The sequence below is a fragment of the Neorhizobium sp. CSC1952 genome (assembly GCF_030378245.1).
GTDB classification, from domain to species: domain Bacteria; phylum Pseudomonadota; class Alphaproteobacteria; order Rhizobiales; family Rhizobiaceae; genus Neorhizobium; species Neorhizobium oryzae_A.
This window is the reverse complement of record NZ_CP128416.1, coordinates 4,332,128-4,349,854: the sequence shown is the minus strand read 5'-3', so window position 1 is coordinate 4,349,854 and position 17,727 is coordinate 4,332,128. Positions and strand designations below refer to the sequence as shown.

The following is a 17,727-nucleotide window of genomic DNA, read 5'->3' as shown; positions in this document are numbered from 1 at the left end:
CGTCCAGATCACTCCCGAATATGGAAAGATAGTTTCAACCTGATGGCGGAAATTCGCGGAGAAAGGGTCAGTTTCAGCCGGAAAGACATTGTTCCGCTGCACGAACTTCCCTCTGCAAAGACGGAAGATCCGATCATCGTCCATTGTCCGCCGCCGCGTTCGCGGGTGAAGCGATTCGGCAAGACGGTCGTGCTGTTCGTCATGCTGGTAATCCTCGCGATCGGCAGCGCCGTCTTCGCCATCGAAAGCGGCGTGGCCGACGGAACGCTTTCCGCACGCGCCCAGAGCGCGCTCAACGATGCGATCGGCCCGCGTTACGCAGCGTCGGTCGGTTCGACCGCGATCCGTTTCGATTCGGGTTTTCGCCTGGCGCTGGAGGCCCGCGACGTCGATATCGTCGAACAGGCGACCGGCCGGCATCTGAGCCGGACCGGCGCCATGCGCATGGCCATCGACCCCCTGGCGCTTCTGGCCGGCCGCATATCGATCAAACACATGGAGGCGGAACATATCCGGCTCGATACGGCGCAACTCCCCTCCGGCGATCCGCTGCCGCTCTCGGAAGTCCGCATCGACGCCATGCCCGCGCTGCTGGAACAGGCATTCCAGCGTCTCGACGAGGCGCGGGGCCTCATCGAACGCACCGGCACCGGCTCGGTCAGCATTTCAGGCATCGAAATCCTGCTGCCGGCGGCACCCGGGCGGACGCCGACCACTCTCGTCGTGGACGATCTCAACCTGACCCGCAGCGCCGAAGGCGAGGTGGAGATCAACGGGGCGATCAGCCTGAACGGCCGCAAGGCCGTGCTGACGGCTGCGTCGAAGACCGTGGAAGGCGTTACGACATCGCTGTCGGCGAAGCTCACCGGTCTGGAGGTGACACCTTTCCTGTTGCAACGCACGGAAGACGGCGCGCCGCGCGAAGGGATCGAGGGTTCGCTCGATCTCGACCTTGCCGCCGTCCGCGCAAGGGAGACGACGAAGCCCGCGATCACCGCAACGCTCCGCCAATCTCCCGGTCACTTCTATTTCGACGGGCTCCAGCAGGTCTTCACCGGCGCCGAGATCAACATTTCCTACGATTTCGCCAAGAACTCGATCGAGCTCCTGCAATCGGAAGCCCGCTTCGGGCCGACCGTCCTGCCGTTCACCGGCGCAGTGATCGATCTCAGCAGGCTCGATCCGAATGACGCGCGTCTCGGTTTCGGCCTCGATCTCCTGATCAGCGGCGGCACCGCCACGGGCGCCACGGAAAGCGAGCAGCCGGCACGGTTCGATCTCAAGGCGACCGGCCGCTATCTTTCGGTCGAACGGGAGCTGCAATTCGACGAAATGGGCGTGTCCAGTCCGCTTGGGAGAATGGCCGGATCGCTGAAGGTCCGTTTCGGCAGCGACTCGCCCGAGATCAGCTTCGGCGCGCAATTGCCGCATATGGAGGTGACCGGCGTCAAGCAGCTGTGGCCATTCTGGATGGCGCGAAAACCGCGCGAATGGGTCATGGACAACATGTTCGGCGGGACCGTGACCAACGGCTCGATCGCGGTCTTCATTCCCGCGGGCCGCATGAAGGGACCCGGAATTCCGCTGGAGCTCGATGAGAACGAGCTGCAGATCGGCTTCGATCTCGCGAATGCGCGAATGAATCTCCCCGGCGACATCCCTCCGCTTCGCGACATCGACGGCCGGTTCACATTGAACGGGCAACTGCTGCAGGTCGATGTCGCCCGCGCGGCCTCCTTCTTCCCGTCCGGCCGGTTCGTCGCGGTGGAAGGCGGCCGTTTTTCCATTCCCTCGACCTATGCCAAGCCCTTGATGGCGGATCTTTCGCTGAAACTTGCGGGACCTGCGGACGCGGTGACGGAGCTGGCGAATTTCCAGCCGATCAATGCGCTGAAGGGAACCGAGTTCAAGCCGGAGGATTTTTCGGGAAATGCGCGCGTCGACCTCACCGCGCGCATGGGCCTGATCAATGCCCATAACCCGCCGAAGCCGACCTGGAACGCCCATGCCGAGCTCGACCACGTCAATCTCGGTCCGGAATTCTCCGGCCGCAAGATCAGCGCGCTGGACGGCACCCTGGACATCGATACCCAGACGGCGAGGCTCGTGGCCAACGGCAGGATCGATGACGTTCCGGCCGACATTACCCTGGTCGAACCGGTCGATGCCGGATCCGCGACGAAGCCCGAGCGGGTCATCAAAGCGGTCCTCAACAACGATCAGCGCGAAAAGCTGGCGCCTGGCCTTTCCGACATGATCGACGGAACCGTGACGGCGCAGCTGACGCGCATCGACGCAAGCCGGCAGGCGGTCTCGCTCGACCTGAGCCGTGCGGCGCTTTCCGTGCCGTGGCTCGGCTGGACCAAGGGGAGCGGCATTCCGGCGAAGGCCCAGTTCGAGCTTTCGGAGGATGGCGGGCGCAGCGATATCCGCAATTTCGAACTGTCAGGCGACGGTTTCGGGGTAAAAGGCAGCCTCTCGCTCAACGGCGATGAATTGACATCTGCCGAATTCTCCAATGTGCAGCTTTCGCCGGCCGACAATTATGCCGTTGCCGTCAAGCGCGCCAAAGGCAGTTTTGCCGTCTCGATCACCGGCTCGGTCATGGATATGCGGCCGATCATCACCAGGCTGCGGGCAGGCGGAAAGGGCGGAAGCGGAGGCAGAAGCAGCGACGACGGCGACGCGAGCGTACGCGCCAAGCTGGGTCGCGTGATCGGCTTCAACGATCAGACGCTTTCGAACGTCTCGCTTCTGTTTTCCAGCCGCAACGGCGATATCGCGACCGCCGATTTCTCCGGCGTGACGGATAGCGGGCAGGCGGTCGTCAGCCAGATGAACCGCGGCGATACGATCTCCGTCACCAGCGGCGATGCGGGGGCGGTGATCCGCTTCGCGGACCTTTACGACAACATGCGCGGCGGGCTCCTGAACCTGAGGCTGAAGGCGCAAGGGGACGCCTGGGCAGGTTCCATCGATCTGCGCAGCTTTTCGCTCGTCAACGAGCAAAAGCTCCAGTCGCTGGTTTCGACGCCGGACCAGGAGGGGCGCAGCCTGAGTTCGGCGACGAGGCGGAATATCGACGTGACCTCCGCCAAATTCCAGCGTGGTTTCGCGAGCCTTCTCTACCGCGGCGGAAGCCTTGCCGTGGAAAACGGCGTGGTGCGCGGCGAGCAGATCGGCGCGACGTTCCAGGGCCTTGTGCGGGACGGCAAGGGCAACATGAACATGACCGGTACCTTCATGCCGGCTTACGGGCTGAACCGCCTGTTCGGGGAGCTGCCCCTGATCGGCGCCATACTCGGCAACGGTCGCGACCGCGGCCTGCTGGGCATCACCTTCAAACTGGAGGGGGCCTTCGACAAGCCGCGCTTGACCGTCAATCCGCTGTCGCTGATCGCCCCCGGCATCTTCCGCCAGATCTTCGAATTCCAATGAAAAGGGCCGCAGAAGCGGCCCATTCCGATCTTCCTCAACGTGTTGCCGGATCAGGCCGGACGCACCAGGATATGCTTCTTCTTGCCGAGCGAAAGCTTGATGACGCCGTCGCTGGTGACTTCGCCGGTTCCGATCACTTTTCGCTCGTCGCTCACCGGCTGGTCGTTGATGCGCACCGCGCCACCCTGGACGTGGCGGCGGGCTTCGCCGTTCGAGCCGGCAAGCCCGGCACGCACGATGAGCGTCAGGAGGCCGATGCCGGCATCGAGCTCGGCAGAGGGCACCTCGACCGACGGCAGGTTCTCGGAAAGTCCGCCTTCCTCGAAAGTCTTGCGGGCCGTCTCGGCGGCTTCCTCGGCTGCGGCACGGCCATGCAGGATTGCCGTCACCTCGGTCGCGAGGAGCTTCTTGATCTCGTTTACCTCGGCGCCGCCGAGCGCCGAAAGCCGGGCGATCTCGTCCATCGGCAGCGTCGTGTAGAGCTTCAGGAAGCGCGGCACATCCGCATCCTCGGTATTGCGCCAGTACTGCCAGAAATCGTAGGCCGACAGCATCTCCGGGTTCAACCAGACCGCGCCGGTCGCGGACTTGCCCATCTTGGCGCCCGACGACGTGGTCAGCAGCGGCGAGGTGAGGGCGAAGAGCTGCGGCGTCCCCATGCGGTGACCGAGATCGATGCCGTTGACGATATTGCCCCATTGATCCGAGCCGCCCATCTGCAGCCGGCAATCGTACCGCTTGGCGAGTTCCACGAAGTCGTAGGCCTGGAGGATCATGTAGTTGAACTCCAGGAACGACAGCGACTGCTCCCGGTCGAGACGGGTCTTGACGCTCTCGAAGGAAAGCATCCGGTTGACCGAGAAATGCCGGCCGACATCGCGCAGGAACTCGAGATAGTTCAGCCCGCGAAGCCAATCGGCATTGTTGATCATCAGCGCGTCCTTCGGGCCGTCGCCGTATGCGAGGTAATTGGAGAAGACGCGCTTGATCGAGCCTATGTTGCTCTCGATCGTGTCGATGGTCATGAGCTGGCGTGCTTCATCTTTGAAGGAGGGGTCGCCCACCATGCCGGTGCCGCCGCCCATCAGGGAAATCGGCCGGTGGCCGGTCTGCTGCATCCAATGCAGCATCATGATCTGGATCAAGCTGCCGACATGCAGGCTCGGCGCCGTCGGGTCGAAGCCGATATAGCCCGTTACGGTTTCCTTCGAAAACAGTTCATCGAGACCGGCCTCGTCGGAGACCTGGTGGATGAAGCCACGCTCGTCGAGCGTGCGAAGGAAATCGGACTTGAACCTGGACATGACCTATCTCTGCGGGATGTGTGTTTTATGGATATGGCCGCGCCTCTAGCACTGTTTTTGCCGGCAATCACTTCAAAAGTGATGCTGGGAGGAATCAGCGCTTTGAATGAAAGGGCGGCACCTCTCGGCCTCCTGTCGGTCCGGCGGGACACGACGTCCCTGACGGCATTGATATTTTAGGCATTAACGTTTTCTTGTTCATGCGCTTTTAACATCCGGTCCGGACGCGGTAACCAGGGGTGGCGTGCAGGATTCCTGCACCGGTGGGTGATGAACGGGGCGGCCTTTTTCCTGGCGGTGAATTTCATCATCGCCATTTCCTTTTCGCTGGTCTTTGCGGTGGTCTCGACCCGCAGCCGTTCGCGGAGCGCCGCCCTCTGGTTTGCGGCAGGTTTTGCCGTTGCCTCGCTTTCGGCACTCTGCGAACTGCTGGTCGCCTACACGGACATCCCCAAATTCTGGGCGATCGGGGCTTTTTCGACCGTGCTTACCGGCATGATCCTGCTGAGGGGCGGCGTCGGCGAGCTTTACGGCCGCAAAATCGACCTGAGGAAGGCGGTCGGCTTCCTGTTGGCCGGCATCTTCCTCGATATGCTGATCTATGACCTGCCGCGCGGAACCGCCCTGCATGCCTTTCCCTATCAGACGCCTTTCGCGTTCGTTATCTTGACGAGCGCCGCTGCCGTCTTTTCGTCCACGCGCCGGCTGACGATCGATCGGGCGCTCGGCGGCCTGCTTCTGGTGACCGGCCTGCATTTTTTCGCCAAGGCCGGCCTTGCAGTCGTTGCAGGAGCGGGGACGACCGCCAAGGATTATATCCACACGAACTATGCGCTGATCTCGCAAAGCGCGACCGCCGTGCTCATGGTCGCCGTGGGATTGACGCTGCTGTCCGTGCTCGTTCTGGAGATCATGGCGGACGAGCGCAGCAATTCGGAAAAGGACTCCCTTTCCGGCCTCGCCAACCGCCGCGGTTTCGAGAACGGCGTGAAGGCGGCGCTCACGTTCGCACCCAACGACCGGCACGCGCTGATCCTCTGCGATCTCGACCGTTTCAAGAAGATCAACGATACCTACGGTCATCACGGCGGCGATCTGGTCATCCAGGCTTTCGGCGATCTTTTGCGGGCGAGTGCCGCCAAGAGCGCTGTGGTCGGCCGTGTCGGCGGCGAGGAGTTTGCGGTCTTCATGCCGAGCACGACACCGGAGATGGCGGCGCTGTTTGCTCAGGCATTGAGGGGTGGGACGATGGGGATAGCGGTGAGCGCGCTTCCGTCCTCCTTCACCGTGACGGCAAGCTTCGGCGTGGCTGAACTCGCGCCCGGAAATGATCTCGCTTCCGCCATGCGCGATGCCGATGCCGCGCTCTACGAAGCCAAGCGCTCCGGCCGCAACTGCGTCAAACAGGCACGCCGGCAGGGGGTGCTGGAACCCGCAGGGATCAAGGCCGTGAAATGAAACGGCCGCAAAAGCGGCCGTCGGGACTGGTCGTTTCGGGTTTCGCTCAGCGAATGCGCTTGGCGGCCGGTTCCGGCACCAGCTCGCCGTTCAGGCGGCGGTCGAGATAATCCTCGCATTCGGCCATCAGCGTCTCCACATGGCCGTTGAAGAAATGGTTGGCGCCTTCGACCATGCGATGGGTGATTAGGATGCCTTTCTGCGTCTTCAGCTTTTCGACGAGGGCATTGACGTCCTTCTCGGGCGCGACCTTGTCGGCATCCCCGTTGATGATGAGGCCCGAAGACGGGCAGGGGGCGAGGAAGGAGAAGTCGTAGATGTTGGGCTGCGGCGCGATCGACATGAAGCCTTCGATCTCTGGACGGCGCATCAGAAGCTGCATGCCGATCCAGGCGCCGAAGGAATAGCCCGCGACCCAACAGCTCTTGGAATCGGGATGCAGACTCTGCACCCAGTCGAGCGCGGAGGCGGCATCCGACAATTCTCCGGCGCCGTGATCGAACTCGCCCTGGCTGCGTCCGATGCCGCGGAAATTGAACCGGAGCGTCGTGAAGCCGCGCTTCTGGAACATGTAGAAGAGCTGGTAGACGATCTGGTTGTTCATCGTTCCGCCGAATTGCGGATGCGGGTGCAGGATGATGGCGATCGGGGCGCTTTTTTCCTTGGAGGGCTGGTAACGACCTTCCAGGCGGCCGGCGGGGCCGTTGAAAATGACTTCGGGCATCTGTACTCCGGTCAACGTGCTCAGGTTCCAAACCGGCCGATCGCGTCGAGTTTGACTTGACGAAGCCGCTCAGCTTTTCTAAAACACAGTTTAGAACCATTCGAAATTGTGGGCGCCCTGCAAGCGGCACCCGATGCGATGTCTCATAAGGCAAGGCTCAAGGAAATTTCAAGGAAAATGCGGGCCTCCCGCCTGCAGACGTGGAACTCGACCTCTATCTAGGAACGGAACTGAAACAGGCAATGGCGATCAACCGCATATATCTGGATTGGAACGCGACGGCGCCTCTGGCTGCGCCGGCGCGCGCCGCCATGCTGGATGCGCTTGAATTGCCGGGTAACGCCTCGTCCGTGCATGGTGAAGGCAGAGTGGCCCGCGCCGCCGTCGACAAGGCCCGCCGGCAGGTGGCCGCGCTCGTCGGGGCCGAGCCGACGCATGTGACGTTCACGAGCGGCGCGACGGAAGCGGCGAACCATGTGCTGACGCCGGAGTTCCGCATGGGCCGGGCGCCGCTGACGATCAGCCGGCTTTACGTCTCGGCAATCGAGCATCCGGCGATTCGCGAGGGCGGTCGCTTCGATACGGCTGACGTAACGGAAGTGCCCGTCACCCGCGACGGAATCATCGATCTGGCGGCGCTCGAAAACCTGCTGGACGGCCATGATCGCAATGCCGGCCTCCCAATGGTGGCCGTCATGCTGGTCAACAACGAGACGGGCATTGTCCAGCCCGTGGCGGAAGCCGCTGCGCTGGCTCATGCCCATGGCGGCTTGATGGTGGTGGATGCGGTTCAGGCGGCGGGTCGCCTTCCGGTCGACATCAACGCGCTCGATGCGGATTTCCTGATCCTCTCGTCCCACAAGATCGGAGGGCCGAAGGGCGTCGGCGCACTCGTCTCCCGCGGCGAAGCCTTGATGCCGAAGCCGCTGATCCGCGGCGGCGGACAGGAAAAGGGACATCGTTCCGGCACCGAGAATTTCCATGCCGTGGTCGGCTTCGGCGCGGCGGCGGAAGCGGCGCTTGAAGGCCTTGCGGAGCGCAATGCCGCCATCGGCGTGCTGCGCGACCGGCTGGAAGAAGGCATGCGCCGGGCCGCGCCGGATGTCGTCATTCATGGTACGGCAGTTCCGCGCGTGGGGAATACCTGCTTCTTCACCTTGCCGGGCCTGAAGTCGGAAACGGGACAGATCGCCTTCGATCTCGAAGGCGTCGCGCTGTCGGCCGGCTCCGCCTGCTCCTCGGGCAAAGTGGGCGAAAGCCATGTTTTGACGGCCATGGGACACGATCCGAAACTCGGAGCGCTTCGGATTTCGCTCGGTCCCGACACGACGCAAGAGGACATTTCGCGGGCGCTCGCCGCCTTTAGCAAGATTGCCGCTCGCCGAAGACCGGCGGGCGAAGCCGCATGAGCGGCCGGTAAAATTGCGGAAGCGCAAATTTCCGCTTGCCAAAAGGTGTGAAAACCGCCTTCTGGCGCCTACATAAGGGTGGCAGTTGTCCCCCTGACAAGATGACAGAATTGCCGGAATTTGAACCGGCAAGATTTGGAGAATGAGCATGCCTGCTGTCCAGGAAACAATCGATCAGGTCCGTGGGATCGATATCGATCAGTACAAATACGGTTTCGAAACCGTCATCGAAGTGGACAAGGCTCCCAAAGGTCTCTCGGAAGAGATCATTCGCTTCATTTCGGCCAAGAAACAGGAGCCGGAATGGATGCTGGAGTGGCGCCTGGAGGCCTATCGTCGTTGGCTCACCATGGAAGAGCCGACCTGGGCGCGCGTCGACTATCCGAAGATCGACTTCAACGACATCTATTACTACGCCGCTCCGAAGAACGTCACCGGCCCGAAATCCCTCGACGAGGTCGATCCGGAGCTTCTGAAGACCTATGAGAAGCTCGGCATTCCGCTGAAGGAACAGGAAATCCTGTCCGGCGTGCAGAAATCGAAGGTCGCCGTCGACGCGGTCTTCGATTCGGTCTCGGTCGTGACGACCTTCAAGGAAGAGCTGAAGAAGGCCGGCGTGATCTTCATGTCGATCTCCGAGGCCATCCGCGAACATCCGGAACTCGTGAAGAAGTATCTCGGTTCGGTCGTTCCGGCCTCCGACAATTTCTATGCGACGCTGAACTCCGCCGTCTTCACCGATGGTTCCTTCGTCTTCGTGCCGAAGGGCGTGCGGTGCCCGATGGAGCTGTCCACCTATTTCCGCATCAACGAGAAGAATACCGGCCAGTTCGAGCGTACGCTGATCATCGCCGAGGAAGGCGCCTACGTCTCCTATCTCGAAGGCTGCACGGCGCCCCAGCGCGACGAGAACCAGCTTCATGCGGCGGTCGTCGAACTCGTGGCGCTCGATGACGCCGAGATCAAGTATTCGACCGTCCAGAACTGGTTCCCGGGCGACAAGGAAGGCAAGGGCGGCATCTACAACTTCGTCACCAAGCGTGGCGATTGCCGCGGCGCCCGTTCGAAGATCTCCTGGACCCAGGTAGAGACCGGTTCGGCGATCACCTGGAAATATCCGAGCTGCATCCTGCGTGGTGACGACAGCCGCGGCGAGTTCTACTCGATCGCCGTGTCCAACGGCCATCAGCAGGTCGACAGCGGCACCAAGATGATCCATCTCGGCAAGAACACGTCGAGCCGCATCATCTCCAAGGGCATTTCCGCCGGCCGCTCGAACAACACCTATCGCGGCCAGGTATCGATCCATCGCCGTGCCGAGAACGCCCGCAACTTCACGAACTGCGACTCGCTGCTGATCGGCGACAAGTGCGGCGCGCATACGGTGCCTTACATCGACGTGAAGAACGCGTCGGGCAAGGTGGAGCACGAGGCGACCACATCGAAAATTTCAGACGACCAGAAGTTCTACGTCATGCAGCGCGGCATTCCGGAAGAGGAAGCGATCGCGCTCATCGTCAACGGCTTCGTCAAGGAAGTCATCCAGGAACTGCCGATGGAATTCGCCGTCGAAGCCCAGAAGCTGATCGGCATTTCGCTCGAAGGTTCCGTGGGCTGATGGCCCGCTGTCCGAATATCGCGCTCTGACGCGTCACCGAATAAATCCGGAAGGATAAGAATTATGCTTGAGATCAAGAACCTGCACGCACGTATCGCCGAGGACGGCACCGAGATCATCCGCGGCCTGAACCTCACCGTGAAGCCCGGCGAGATCGCCGCGATCATGGGCCCGAACGGCTCCGGCAAGTCGACGCTTTCCTATATCCTCTCCGGCCGCGAGGATTACGAAGTCACCGAGGGTGACATCCTTTATAACGGCGAGAGCATTCTGGAACTCGATCCGGCCGAGCGCGCCGCCAAGGGCATCTTCCTCGCCTTCCAGTATCCGGTGGAAATCCCGGGTGTGGCCACCATGCAGTTCCTCAAGGTGGCGATGAACGAGCAGCGCAAGGCGCGCGGCGAGGCGGAACTGACGACGCCGGACTTCATGCGCCGCGTCAAGGATGCCGCCGAAAAGCTGAAGATCGACCAGGCCATGCTGCGTCGCCCGCTGAACGTCGGTTTCTCCGGCGGCGAAAAGAAGCGCGCCGAGATCCTGCAGATGGCGTTGCTTGAGCCGAAGCTTTGCGTGCTCGACGAAACCGATTCCGGCCTCGACATCGACGCGCTGAAGATCGTCGCCGACGGCGTCAACGCGCTGAAGTCGCCGGACCGCGCCACAATCGTCATCACCCATTACCAGCGCCTGCTCGATTACATCGTGCCGGACACCGTTCACGTTCTCTACAAGGGCCGGATCATCCGCTCCGGCGACAAGGCGCTGGCGCTCGAGCTGGAAGAGAACGGCTATGCCGACATCATCGGGGAAGCGGCGTAAGCGCCGAGGAAGGATGTTGTCATGAACATGCAGACGACAATGCGCCTGACGGCCGCCGAAACCGCTTTGGTCGAAGCCTTCGGCGCCCAGTTCGGCGAACTGCCGGGCGACGGCACGGTTGCGGGCAAGCGCGACCGGCTTCTGGACGATTTGAAGAAGGCCGGTCTTCCGACCCGCCGCATCGAATCCTGGCATTATACGGACCTCAAGAACCTGCTGCGCACCGTTCCGGATGCGGTCTCGGTACCGGCGCTCGATCCCATCGCGCCCGTCGTGGAGGGTTCGCAGGTTCTTTCTGTCCTGCAGGGCGAAGCCGCTGCCAAGCCTTCGATTGAAAGCCTGGACATCGCGGCCTTCAAGGAAAAGCTCGCCGACGGTTCGGCCGCCGCCGCCCTGACGGCGCTCGACAGGGACGATGCGATCGGTCGCATCAACGGCAGCTTCGTGCGCGACGGCTTTGCGATCACGGTTCCCGCCAATACGGAACTGGAAGAGCCGGTCGAGCTCCAGGCGCTGCATGGCGCCGGCCAGATCCACACGCGTTTCCCGGTCTCTTTCGGCGCATCGTCCAAGGCGACGATCATCGAGCGTCACCGCGCGGTGACCGAAGGCGCCGCGCTGGTGTCCTCGATCAGTGACATCGCGCTGGAAGACGGTGCGGAAGTCACCTGGATCATCCTGCAGCAGCAGGGCGCGGCCGACACCCATCTCGGCCAGATACGCGTCGAACTCGGCGCCAATGCAAAGCTCAGGCTCTTCGTCGTCAATGCCGGCGGCAAGCTGGTGCGCCAGGAGCTGCGCATCAACGTGGAAGGCGAGGGCGCCGAACTGACGCTGCGCGGCGTCAACCTGCTCGGGGGCGAAAGCCATACCGACGTGACACTGGTGCTCGGCCATAACGTGCCGCACACCAATTCGACGGAGATCATCCGCAACGTCGTGTTCGACAAGGCCAGCGGCGTCTTCCAGGGCATGATCCGGGTCGCGCCCGATGCCCAGAAGACCGATGCGAAGATGTCGTGCAACACGCTGCTGCTCACCGATGACGGCGATTTCTCGGCCAAGCCCGAACTCGAAATCTTCGCCGACGACGTCGTCTGCGGCCACGGCGCCACGGTCGCCGATATCGATCGCAACCATCTCTTCTACATGATGGCGCGCGGCGTTCCGGAGAACAAGGCGCGTGCGATGCTGGTCAATGCCTTCGTGGCGGAGATCGTCGAGGAGCTGGAAGACGAAAAGCTGGTCGAGGCGCTGGAAGGCGTCATCTCGGCCTGGCTCGAGAAGCACGCCTGAGGTCGCTGACGAGAGCGACTGATCTTTCCATCGTCATGCTCGGCCTTGTGCCGAGCATCCACGACGGTTGATACGGCTGCAACGATAGGAAAGGGTCTGACATGGACCAGACGACACCAGTGACCGCCTATGACGTTGACGCCATAAGGCGGGATTTTCCGATCCTGTCGACCATGGTGCATGGCAAGCCGCTGGTGTACCTGGACAATGGCGCCTCGGCGCAGAAGCCGCAGGCGGTGATCGACGCGATCAGGCACGCCTATTCGAGCGAATATGCGAATGTGCATCGCGGCCTGCATTTCCTGTCGAATGCCGCGACCGAGGCTTACGAGGCGGCGCGCGAAAAGGTGCGCCGTTTCCTGAATGCCGGCTCGGTCGACGAGATCGTCTTCACCAAGAATTCGACGGAAGCGATCAACACGGTCGCCTATGGCTGGGGCATGCCGAAGATCGGCGCGGACGACGAGATCGTCGTGACGATCATGGAGCATCACTCCAACATCGTGCCCTGGCATTTCATCCGCGAACGGCAGGGGGCGAAGCTCGTCTGGGTGCCGGTCGACGACGAGGGCGCCTTCCATATCGAGGATTTCGAGAAGTCCCTGACCGAGAAGACGAAGCTCGTGGCGATCACCCATATGTCGAATGCGCTCGGCACGATCGTTCCTGTGAAGGAGGTCTGCCGCATTGCGCATGAGCGCGGCATTCCGGTTCTGATCGACGGCAGCCAGGGCGCCGTGCACATGCCGGTCGATGTGCGCGACATCGATTGCGACTGGTACGTGATGACCGGCCACAAGCTCTACGGCCCTTCGGGCATCGGCGTGCTGTACGGCAAGATGGATCGCCTCAAGGAGATGCGGCCGTTCCAGGGCGGCGGCGAGATGATTTTCGAGGTGGCGGAGGATAACGTCACCTACAACGATCCGCCCCATCGCTTCGAAGCCGGCACGCCGCCGATCGTCCAGGCGATCGGGCTGGGCTATGCTTTGGACTATATGGACAAGATCGGCCGGGCGGCGATTGCCCGCCATGAAGCGGACCTTGCGGCCTATGCGGCCGAGCGGCTCAGGGCGATCAATTCGCTGCGCATCATCGGCAATGCGCCCGGCAAGGGCGGCATCTTCTCCTTCGAGCTCGCCGGCATCCATGCCCATGACGTCTCGATGGTGATCGACCGCAAGGGGGTCGCGGTCCGCGCCGGCACGCATTGCGCCATGCCGCTCTTGAAACGCTTCGGCGTGACCTCCACATGCCGGGCATCCTTCGGCATGTACAATACCCGCGCCGAAGTGGACGCGCTTGCGGATGCGCTGGAATATGCGCGCAATTTCTTTGCCTGAGGAAGCTTGTGATGGCTGTCGATGAAACGGAACCGAAATGGGACGCCCGCGAAGGGATCATCCAATCCGCCATTCCGGCCGATGAACTGGCCCGTTTGAGCGACGACATCGTCGCGGCGCTGAAGACGGTCTACGATCCGGAAATCCCGGCCGACATCTTCGAACTCGGCCTCGTCTACAAGATCGATATCGAAGACGACCGCATGGTGAAGATCGTCATGACGCTGACCGCTCCGGGTTGCCCGGTCGCCGGCGAAATGCCCGGCTGGGTGGAAAACGCCGTCGGCGCCGTCGAAGGTGTTTCCGGCGTCGAGGTGGAGATGACTTTCGATCCGCCCTGGACCCCCGACCGCATGTCGGAAGAGGCTCAGGTCGCCGTCGGCTGGTACTAGCATGATCCTGAAAAGCTGTAGACTTTTCAGATGAGATCATGTGGCTAGCTGGTATTGATCGGTTAATTGGCCGGTACTACATTGATTCCGATAACACCGGGCCTTGAACCCGGCTGTGGAAGGAGAATGAGCTCATGGGCTTCGCAATTATGACGATGACCGATGCCGCCGCGACGCGCGTCAAGCAGATCGTGGCCAATTCCGGACCGGACGCCAAGGGCATCCGCGTCGGGATCAAGAAGGGCGGTTGCGCCGGCATGGAATACACGATCGATCTCGTCACCGAACCGAACGCCAAGGACGATTTGATTGAACGCGAAGGCGCGCGGGTCTGGGTCGAGCCTTCTGCCGTGCTTTATCTCCTCGGCACTCAGATGGATTTCGAAGTCACCAGGATGCGCTCCGGCTTCACCTTCGTGAACCCGAACCAGACATCGGCCTGCGGCTGCGGCGAATCCGTCGAGCTGAAGCCGGCGGACCTCGCAGCGCTTGCCAAGCAACGCGAAGCGGAAGCACGCGTCTGACGCGCTGGTTCGTCCGTCATCATCCTCGGACTTGTCCGAGGATCTAAGCTATTCAATATATTAGGCCGTTGCAGATCCTCGGGGCAAGCCCGAGGAGGGCGTACCAAATGGGCCTTCTCGCCTATTTACTCACTCGTGCCGAAGCGCTTCGATCGGGTTGAGCTGTGCTGCGCGACGGGCGGGAAAATAGCCGAAGACCATGCCGATCGCCGCTGAGAAGGCGAAGGCCAGCAGGATGATCGTCGGGCTCGCCACGAAGGGCACCTGCAGGTAGCTGACCACGCCGAATGCGAGCGTAAGCCCGGCGACAATGCCGGTCACGCCGCCGAAGATAGACAGCATCACGGCCTCGACGAGGAACTGGGTCAGCACCTGGCGCTCCAGCGCGCCGATCGCCAGCCGAATGCCGATCTCGCGCGTGCGTTCGGTCACCGACACCAGCATGATGTTCATGATGCCGATGCCGCCGACGAGCAGGCTGACGGCCGCGACGGCACCGAGCAGGCCGGTGAGCAGGACGGTGGTGCCCGTCATGGCGGCGGCGATCTGCGACATGTCGTTGACCGAGAAATCGTCCTCGCGGCCGATCGCGATGCGGCGGCGTTCGCGCAGCAGGCTTTCCACGTCCGACTGCACCTTGGCCGTCGAGACGCCGTCCTGTGCCGAAAGAATGATGCTGCTGATCGTCTTCGTGCCGCCGATCCGCCGCTGGTGCAGTTTCAGCGGCATGACGACCGTGTCGTCCTGGTCGTCGCCCATTCCCGATTGCCCCTTGACGGCGAGCACGCCGACGACCGGGCAGGCGACATTGCTGACACGGATGTTCTGGCCGACCGGATTGGCGGAGCCGAAGAGCTCCCGGCGTACCGTTTCCCCGATGACGCAGGCGGCCTGGCTGCCGCGGTCCTCGTTCGGCAGGAAGCTGCGGCCGAGCGACAGATCCCAATCCTGGGCGATCAGATAGTCGTTGGTCGTGCCGATCACGCTGGTGGAGTGATTGGCTCCCCCGGCGATGACGGTGGCCGTGCCGCGGTTCACCGGGGCCACGGCCCTGAGGCCGCTTACCTGCTCCTGGATCGCCAGAATGTCGCTGTCGGTGAAGCGTTTCGCTTCCGTGCTCGCCCGTCCGGGACCCCACTGGCCGGGGCGCACGAAAAGCGTGTTGGTGCCGAGGCGGGAAAGCTCCGACTGGACGCGGGCCGTCGTGCCGTTGCCGACGGTCACCATGGCGATCACCGCCGCGACGCCGATGACGACGCCGAGCACGGTCAGGAAGGAGCGCAGCATGTTGCGGCTGATGGCACGCCAGGCGAGTTTTGCCGTTTCAAGAAACACGGTCCGGCTCCTTCACTTGGGCCTGGTCGGAAGCGAGACGGCCGTCGACGAAACGCAGCAGGCGTTTGCCATAGGCGGCGATATCCTCCTCGTGGGTTACCATGATCACGGTGATGCCGTTCTCGCGGTTGAGCCTGGTTATCAGCTCCATGATCTCGATGCTGGTCCTGGTGTCGAGATTGCCGGTCGGTTCGTCGGCAAGCAGCACGGCGGGGTCGGTGACGATGGCGCGGGCGATCGCCACGCGCTGCTGTTGGCCGCCGGAAAGTTCCTGCGTCGTATGACCCTCACGGCCCTTCAGCCCCACCTGTTCGAGGGCTGCGAGCGCACGCTGGCGGCGCTCCTTGTGGTCCATGCCGCGATAGACGAGCGGCAGTTCCACGTTCTCGACGGCGGAGGTGCGGGCGAGCAGGTTGAATCCCTGGAAGACGAAGCCCAGCATATGCCGGCGCAGCAGGGTGAGCTGCGAGCGGTCGAAGCTGCTGGTCGGAATGCCCTGGAACAGGTATTCGCCCGAGGAGGGCACGTCGAGACCGCCGATGATGTTCATGGCGGTCGATTTGCCGGATCCCGACGGCCCCATGATCGACACGAATTCTCCCCGCGAGATGGAGAGGTCGATATGGTCGAGCGCCCGGATCGTCGCTTCCCCGCGCCCGTAGAATTTCGAGACCTGCCTGAACGTGATGAGGGGAGGGAGCGTCATGGCGTCTCCTCTCAATTGGCCCGCGCGACGGCATCCGTGATCAGCAGATCGCCTTCCTTGATCTCTCCGGATTTCAGCACCGTGAACTGCCCGTCGGTCGGACCGGTCTCGACCTGCACGCGCTCCGGAACGCCGTTGCGCAGCACCCAGACGGCGCGGCCGGCAGCCGAGGCCTCGTTGCCGCCGCGATTGCCGCGCGGGCGGGGCGGCGAAAAGAGGCGGCTCAGGAGATCGCCGCGGCCGCGCGCGGTCGTCGGCGGCGAATAGCGGAGCGCCGCATTCGGCACGAGAAGCGAATCGGAGACGGATTGCACCGTGATGTCGGCCGTCGCCGTCATGCCGGGACGCAGGAGAAGGTCTGCGTTGTCGACGGTCAGGATCGCCTTGTACGTGACCACGTTGGACACAGTCTCGGAAGCGAAGCGTACGGCCTCTATGGTGGCGGGGAAGCTGCGTTCCGGATAGGCGTCAACGGAGAATTTCGCCGTCTGGCCTTCCCGCACCTGGCCGACATCCGCCTCGTCGACGGCGACCTGCAGCTCCATGCGTCTCAGGTCGCCGGCAATGGTGAAGAGCACCGGCGCGTTGAGCGAAGAGGCGACCGTTGCGCCGGGATCCACGTCGCGGGTCAGCACGATGCCTTCGATCGGCGAGACGATCTTCAATTTCGACAGATTGACTTCGGCGAGCCGCAGGTTGGCTTCGGCGGAAAGCACCGAGGCCTCGTTGATGGCCGTGGTGGCAAGCGCCGAATCGTAGGCGTATTTCGCCGCGTCGAGTTCCTGCTGGCTGGAAATGCGGTTGCTGACGAGGCCCGTCAGCCGGTCGAGCGTGTTCTTTGCCGAAGCGGCTTCCGCTTCCGCCTTGAGCACGTTGGCCCTTGCGGAGGCAAGCTGGGCCCGCGCGCTCTGGACGTCGGCCTCCTGCTTGTTGGTATCGAGTTCGGCCAGCACGTCGCCTTGCTTGACCGCGCTGTTATAGCTCACGTTGACCTTACGCACCGTGCCGGACAGCTCGCTCGATATATCCACCTGATCGGTCGGCTGAACCGAGCCGGTTGCGGTGACGATGACCGAAAGACCGCCCTGCTTCACCGGCTGTGTGGTATAATCGTAGCGCGGCCCGTTATTGCCGAAATAGGAATAGCCGCCGACGGCGGCGATCGCGAGAACGACGACCAGAATCGGCCAGAAGAACCAGCGGCGCTTGTCGCGCCGGCCTGAGGCCGCCAGGATCGCGGCAAGATCGGGCGTGGCGCTCGTCTTTGCTGCCGGGTCCGGTGTCTTCTGCACGTTCAAGGTCATGTCCTTCTCTTGATGATGATCAACTGGAGGCTCCACCGCCGCTTCGCCGTCATGCGG

The 17,727-nt window shown here is 62.7% G+C and carries 14 protein-coding genes; 9 read left to right on the top strand and 5 right to left on the bottom strand.

The features are described from left to right. The first annotated feature begins 42 nt into the window (after positions 1-42). Positions 43-3,438, top strand: coding sequence for a DUF3971 domain-containing protein (locus QTA58_RS21020; RefSeq protein ID WP_289670639.1), 3,396 nt, complete (start codon positions 43-45; stop codon positions 3,436-3,438). Between the two features lie 50 nt (positions 3,439-3,488). On the opposite strand, the gene tyrS is transcribed toward QTA58_RS21020, so the two are convergent. Then, the gene (gene tyrS, locus QTA58_RS21015) at positions 3,489-4,742 is read right to left on the bottom strand and encodes a tyrosine--tRNA ligase (RefSeq protein WP_289670637.1); all 1,254 of its coding nucleotides are present in this window, start codon (positions 4,740-4,742) and stop codon (positions 3,489-3,491) included. A gap of 270 nt (positions 4,743-5,012) precedes the next feature. Between tyrS and QTA58_RS21010 the strand changes: the two genes are divergently transcribed. Further along, positions 5,013-6,200 carry a GGDEF domain-containing protein gene (locus QTA58_RS21010; RefSeq protein ID WP_289673252.1) on the top strand — a complete coding sequence of 396 codons (1,188 nt, stop codon included), beginning with the start codon at positions 5,013-5,015 and terminating at the stop codon, positions 6,198-6,200. Positions 6,201-6,246: 46 nt separating this feature from the next. Here QTA58_RS21010 and QTA58_RS21005 read toward each other — a convergent pair whose 3' ends face one another. Further along, positions 6,247-6,924 (bottom strand): alpha/beta hydrolase, encoded by a 678-nt coding sequence (locus QTA58_RS21005; RefSeq protein WP_085424380.1) that lies wholly within the window; start codon positions 6,922-6,924, stop codon positions 6,247-6,249. Positions 6,925-7,166: 242 nt separating this feature from the next. On the opposite strand from QTA58_RS21005, the gene QTA58_RS21000 reads away from it, so the two are divergent. From QTA58_RS21000 to sufA, 7 genes are all read left to right on the top strand, one after another. Next, a complete protein-coding gene (locus QTA58_RS21000; protein WP_289670634.1) occupies positions 7,167-8,333 on the top strand; it encodes a cysteine desulfurase family protein in 1,167 nt (388 codons plus the stop codon). Positions 8,334-8,481: 148 nt separating this feature from the next. Beyond that, complete coding sequence (gene sufB, locus QTA58_RS20995) at positions 8,482-9,951, top strand: Fe-S cluster assembly protein SufB (protein ID WP_085424381.1); 1,470 nt, start codon at positions 8,482-8,484, stop codon at positions 9,949-9,951. Between the two features lie 63 nt (positions 9,952-10,014). Beyond that, positions 10,015-10,770, top strand: a complete 756-nt coding sequence (sufC, locus tag QTA58_RS20990) for a Fe-S cluster assembly ATPase SufC (protein ID WP_085424382.1) — start codon at positions 10,015-10,017, stop codon at positions 10,768-10,770. A gap of 21 nt (positions 10,771-10,791) precedes the next feature. Beyond that, entirely contained in the window at positions 10,792-12,066 is a 1,275-nt protein-coding gene (sufD, locus tag QTA58_RS20985) for a Fe-S cluster assembly protein SufD (protein WP_289670632.1), read from the top strand. 101 nt (positions 12,067-12,167) lie between these two features. Beyond that, the gene (locus QTA58_RS20980; protein ID WP_289670631.1) at positions 12,168-13,409 is read left to right on the top strand and encodes a cysteine desulfurase; all 1,242 of its coding nucleotides are present in this window, start codon (positions 12,168-12,170) and stop codon (positions 13,407-13,409) included. A gap of 11 nt (positions 13,410-13,420) precedes the next feature. Further along, complete coding sequence (locus QTA58_RS20975; protein ID WP_085424385.1) at positions 13,421-13,801, top strand: SUF system Fe-S cluster assembly protein; 381 nt, start codon at positions 13,421-13,423, stop codon at positions 13,799-13,801. 134 nt (positions 13,802-13,935) lie between these two features. Next, a complete protein-coding gene (gene sufA, locus QTA58_RS20970; protein ID WP_085424386.1) occupies positions 13,936-14,325 on the top strand; it encodes a Fe-S cluster assembly scaffold SufA in 390 nt (129 codons plus the stop codon). A 129-nt stretch (positions 14,326-14,454) separates the two neighbouring features. Here sufA and QTA58_RS20965 read toward each other — a convergent pair whose 3' ends face one another. From QTA58_RS20965 to QTA58_RS20955, 3 genes are read right to left on the bottom strand one after another with little or no spacing between them, the layout of a single operon-like run. Next, positions 14,455-15,660 (bottom strand): ABC transporter permease, encoded by a 1,206-nt coding sequence (locus tag QTA58_RS20965; RefSeq protein ID WP_289670628.1) that lies wholly within the window; start codon positions 15,658-15,660, stop codon positions 14,455-14,457. After that, positions 15,650-16,366, bottom strand: a complete 717-nt coding sequence (locus QTA58_RS20960) for an ABC transporter ATP-binding protein (protein ID WP_085424388.1) — start codon at positions 16,364-16,366, stop codon at positions 15,650-15,652. Before QTA58_RS20960 ends, QTA58_RS20965 begins: the two co-directional genes overlap by 11 nt. 11 nt (positions 16,367-16,377) lie before the next feature. Beyond that, complete coding sequence (locus QTA58_RS20955) at positions 16,378-17,670, bottom strand: efflux RND transporter periplasmic adaptor subunit (RefSeq protein WP_289670625.1); 1,293 nt, start codon at positions 17,668-17,670, stop codon at positions 16,378-16,380. Positions 17,671-17,727: the final 57 nt, after the last annotated feature.

Coding starts and splice junctions, on each gene's coding strand:
- QTA58_RS21020 (WP_289670639.1), top strand. CDS start 43: ATGGCGGAAATTCGCGGAGAAAGGGTCAGTTTCAGCCGGAAAGACATT.
- tyrS (WP_289670637.1), bottom strand. CDS start 4,742: ATGTCCAGGTTCAAGTCCGATTTCCTTCGCACGCTCGACGAGCGTGGC.
- QTA58_RS21010 (WP_289673252.1), top strand. CDS start 5,013: ATGAACGGGGCGGCCTTTTTCCTGGCGGTGAATTTCATCATCGCCATT.
- QTA58_RS21005 (WP_085424380.1), bottom strand. CDS start 6,924: ATGCCCGAAGTCATTTTCAACGGCCCCGCCGGCCGCCTGGAAGGTCGT.
- QTA58_RS21000 (WP_289670634.1), top strand. CDS start 7,167: ATGGCGATCAACCGCATATATCTGGATTGGAACGCGACGGCGCCTCTG.
- sufB (WP_085424381.1), top strand. CDS start 8,482: ATGCCTGCTGTCCAGGAAACAATCGATCAGGTCCGTGGGATCGATATC.
- sufC (WP_085424382.1), top strand. CDS start 10,015: ATGCTTGAGATCAAGAACCTGCACGCACGTATCGCCGAGGACGGCACC.
- sufD (WP_289670632.1), top strand. CDS start 10,792: ATGAACATGCAGACGACAATGCGCCTGACGGCCGCCGAAACCGCTTTG.
- QTA58_RS20980 (WP_289670631.1), top strand. CDS start 12,168: ATGGACCAGACGACACCAGTGACCGCCTATGACGTTGACGCCATAAGG.
- QTA58_RS20975 (WP_085424385.1), top strand. CDS start 13,421: ATGGCTGTCGATGAAACGGAACCGAAATGGGACGCCCGCGAAGGGATC.
- sufA (WP_085424386.1), top strand. CDS start 13,936: ATGGGCTTCGCAATTATGACGATGACCGATGCCGCCGCGACGCGCGTC.
- QTA58_RS20960 (WP_085424388.1), bottom strand. CDS start 16,366: ATGACGCTCCCTCCCCTCATCACGTTCAGGCAGGTCTCGAAATTCTAC.
- QTA58_RS20955 (WP_289670625.1), bottom strand. CDS start 17,670: ATGACCTTGAACGTGCAGAAGACACCGGACCCGGCAGCAAAGACGAGC.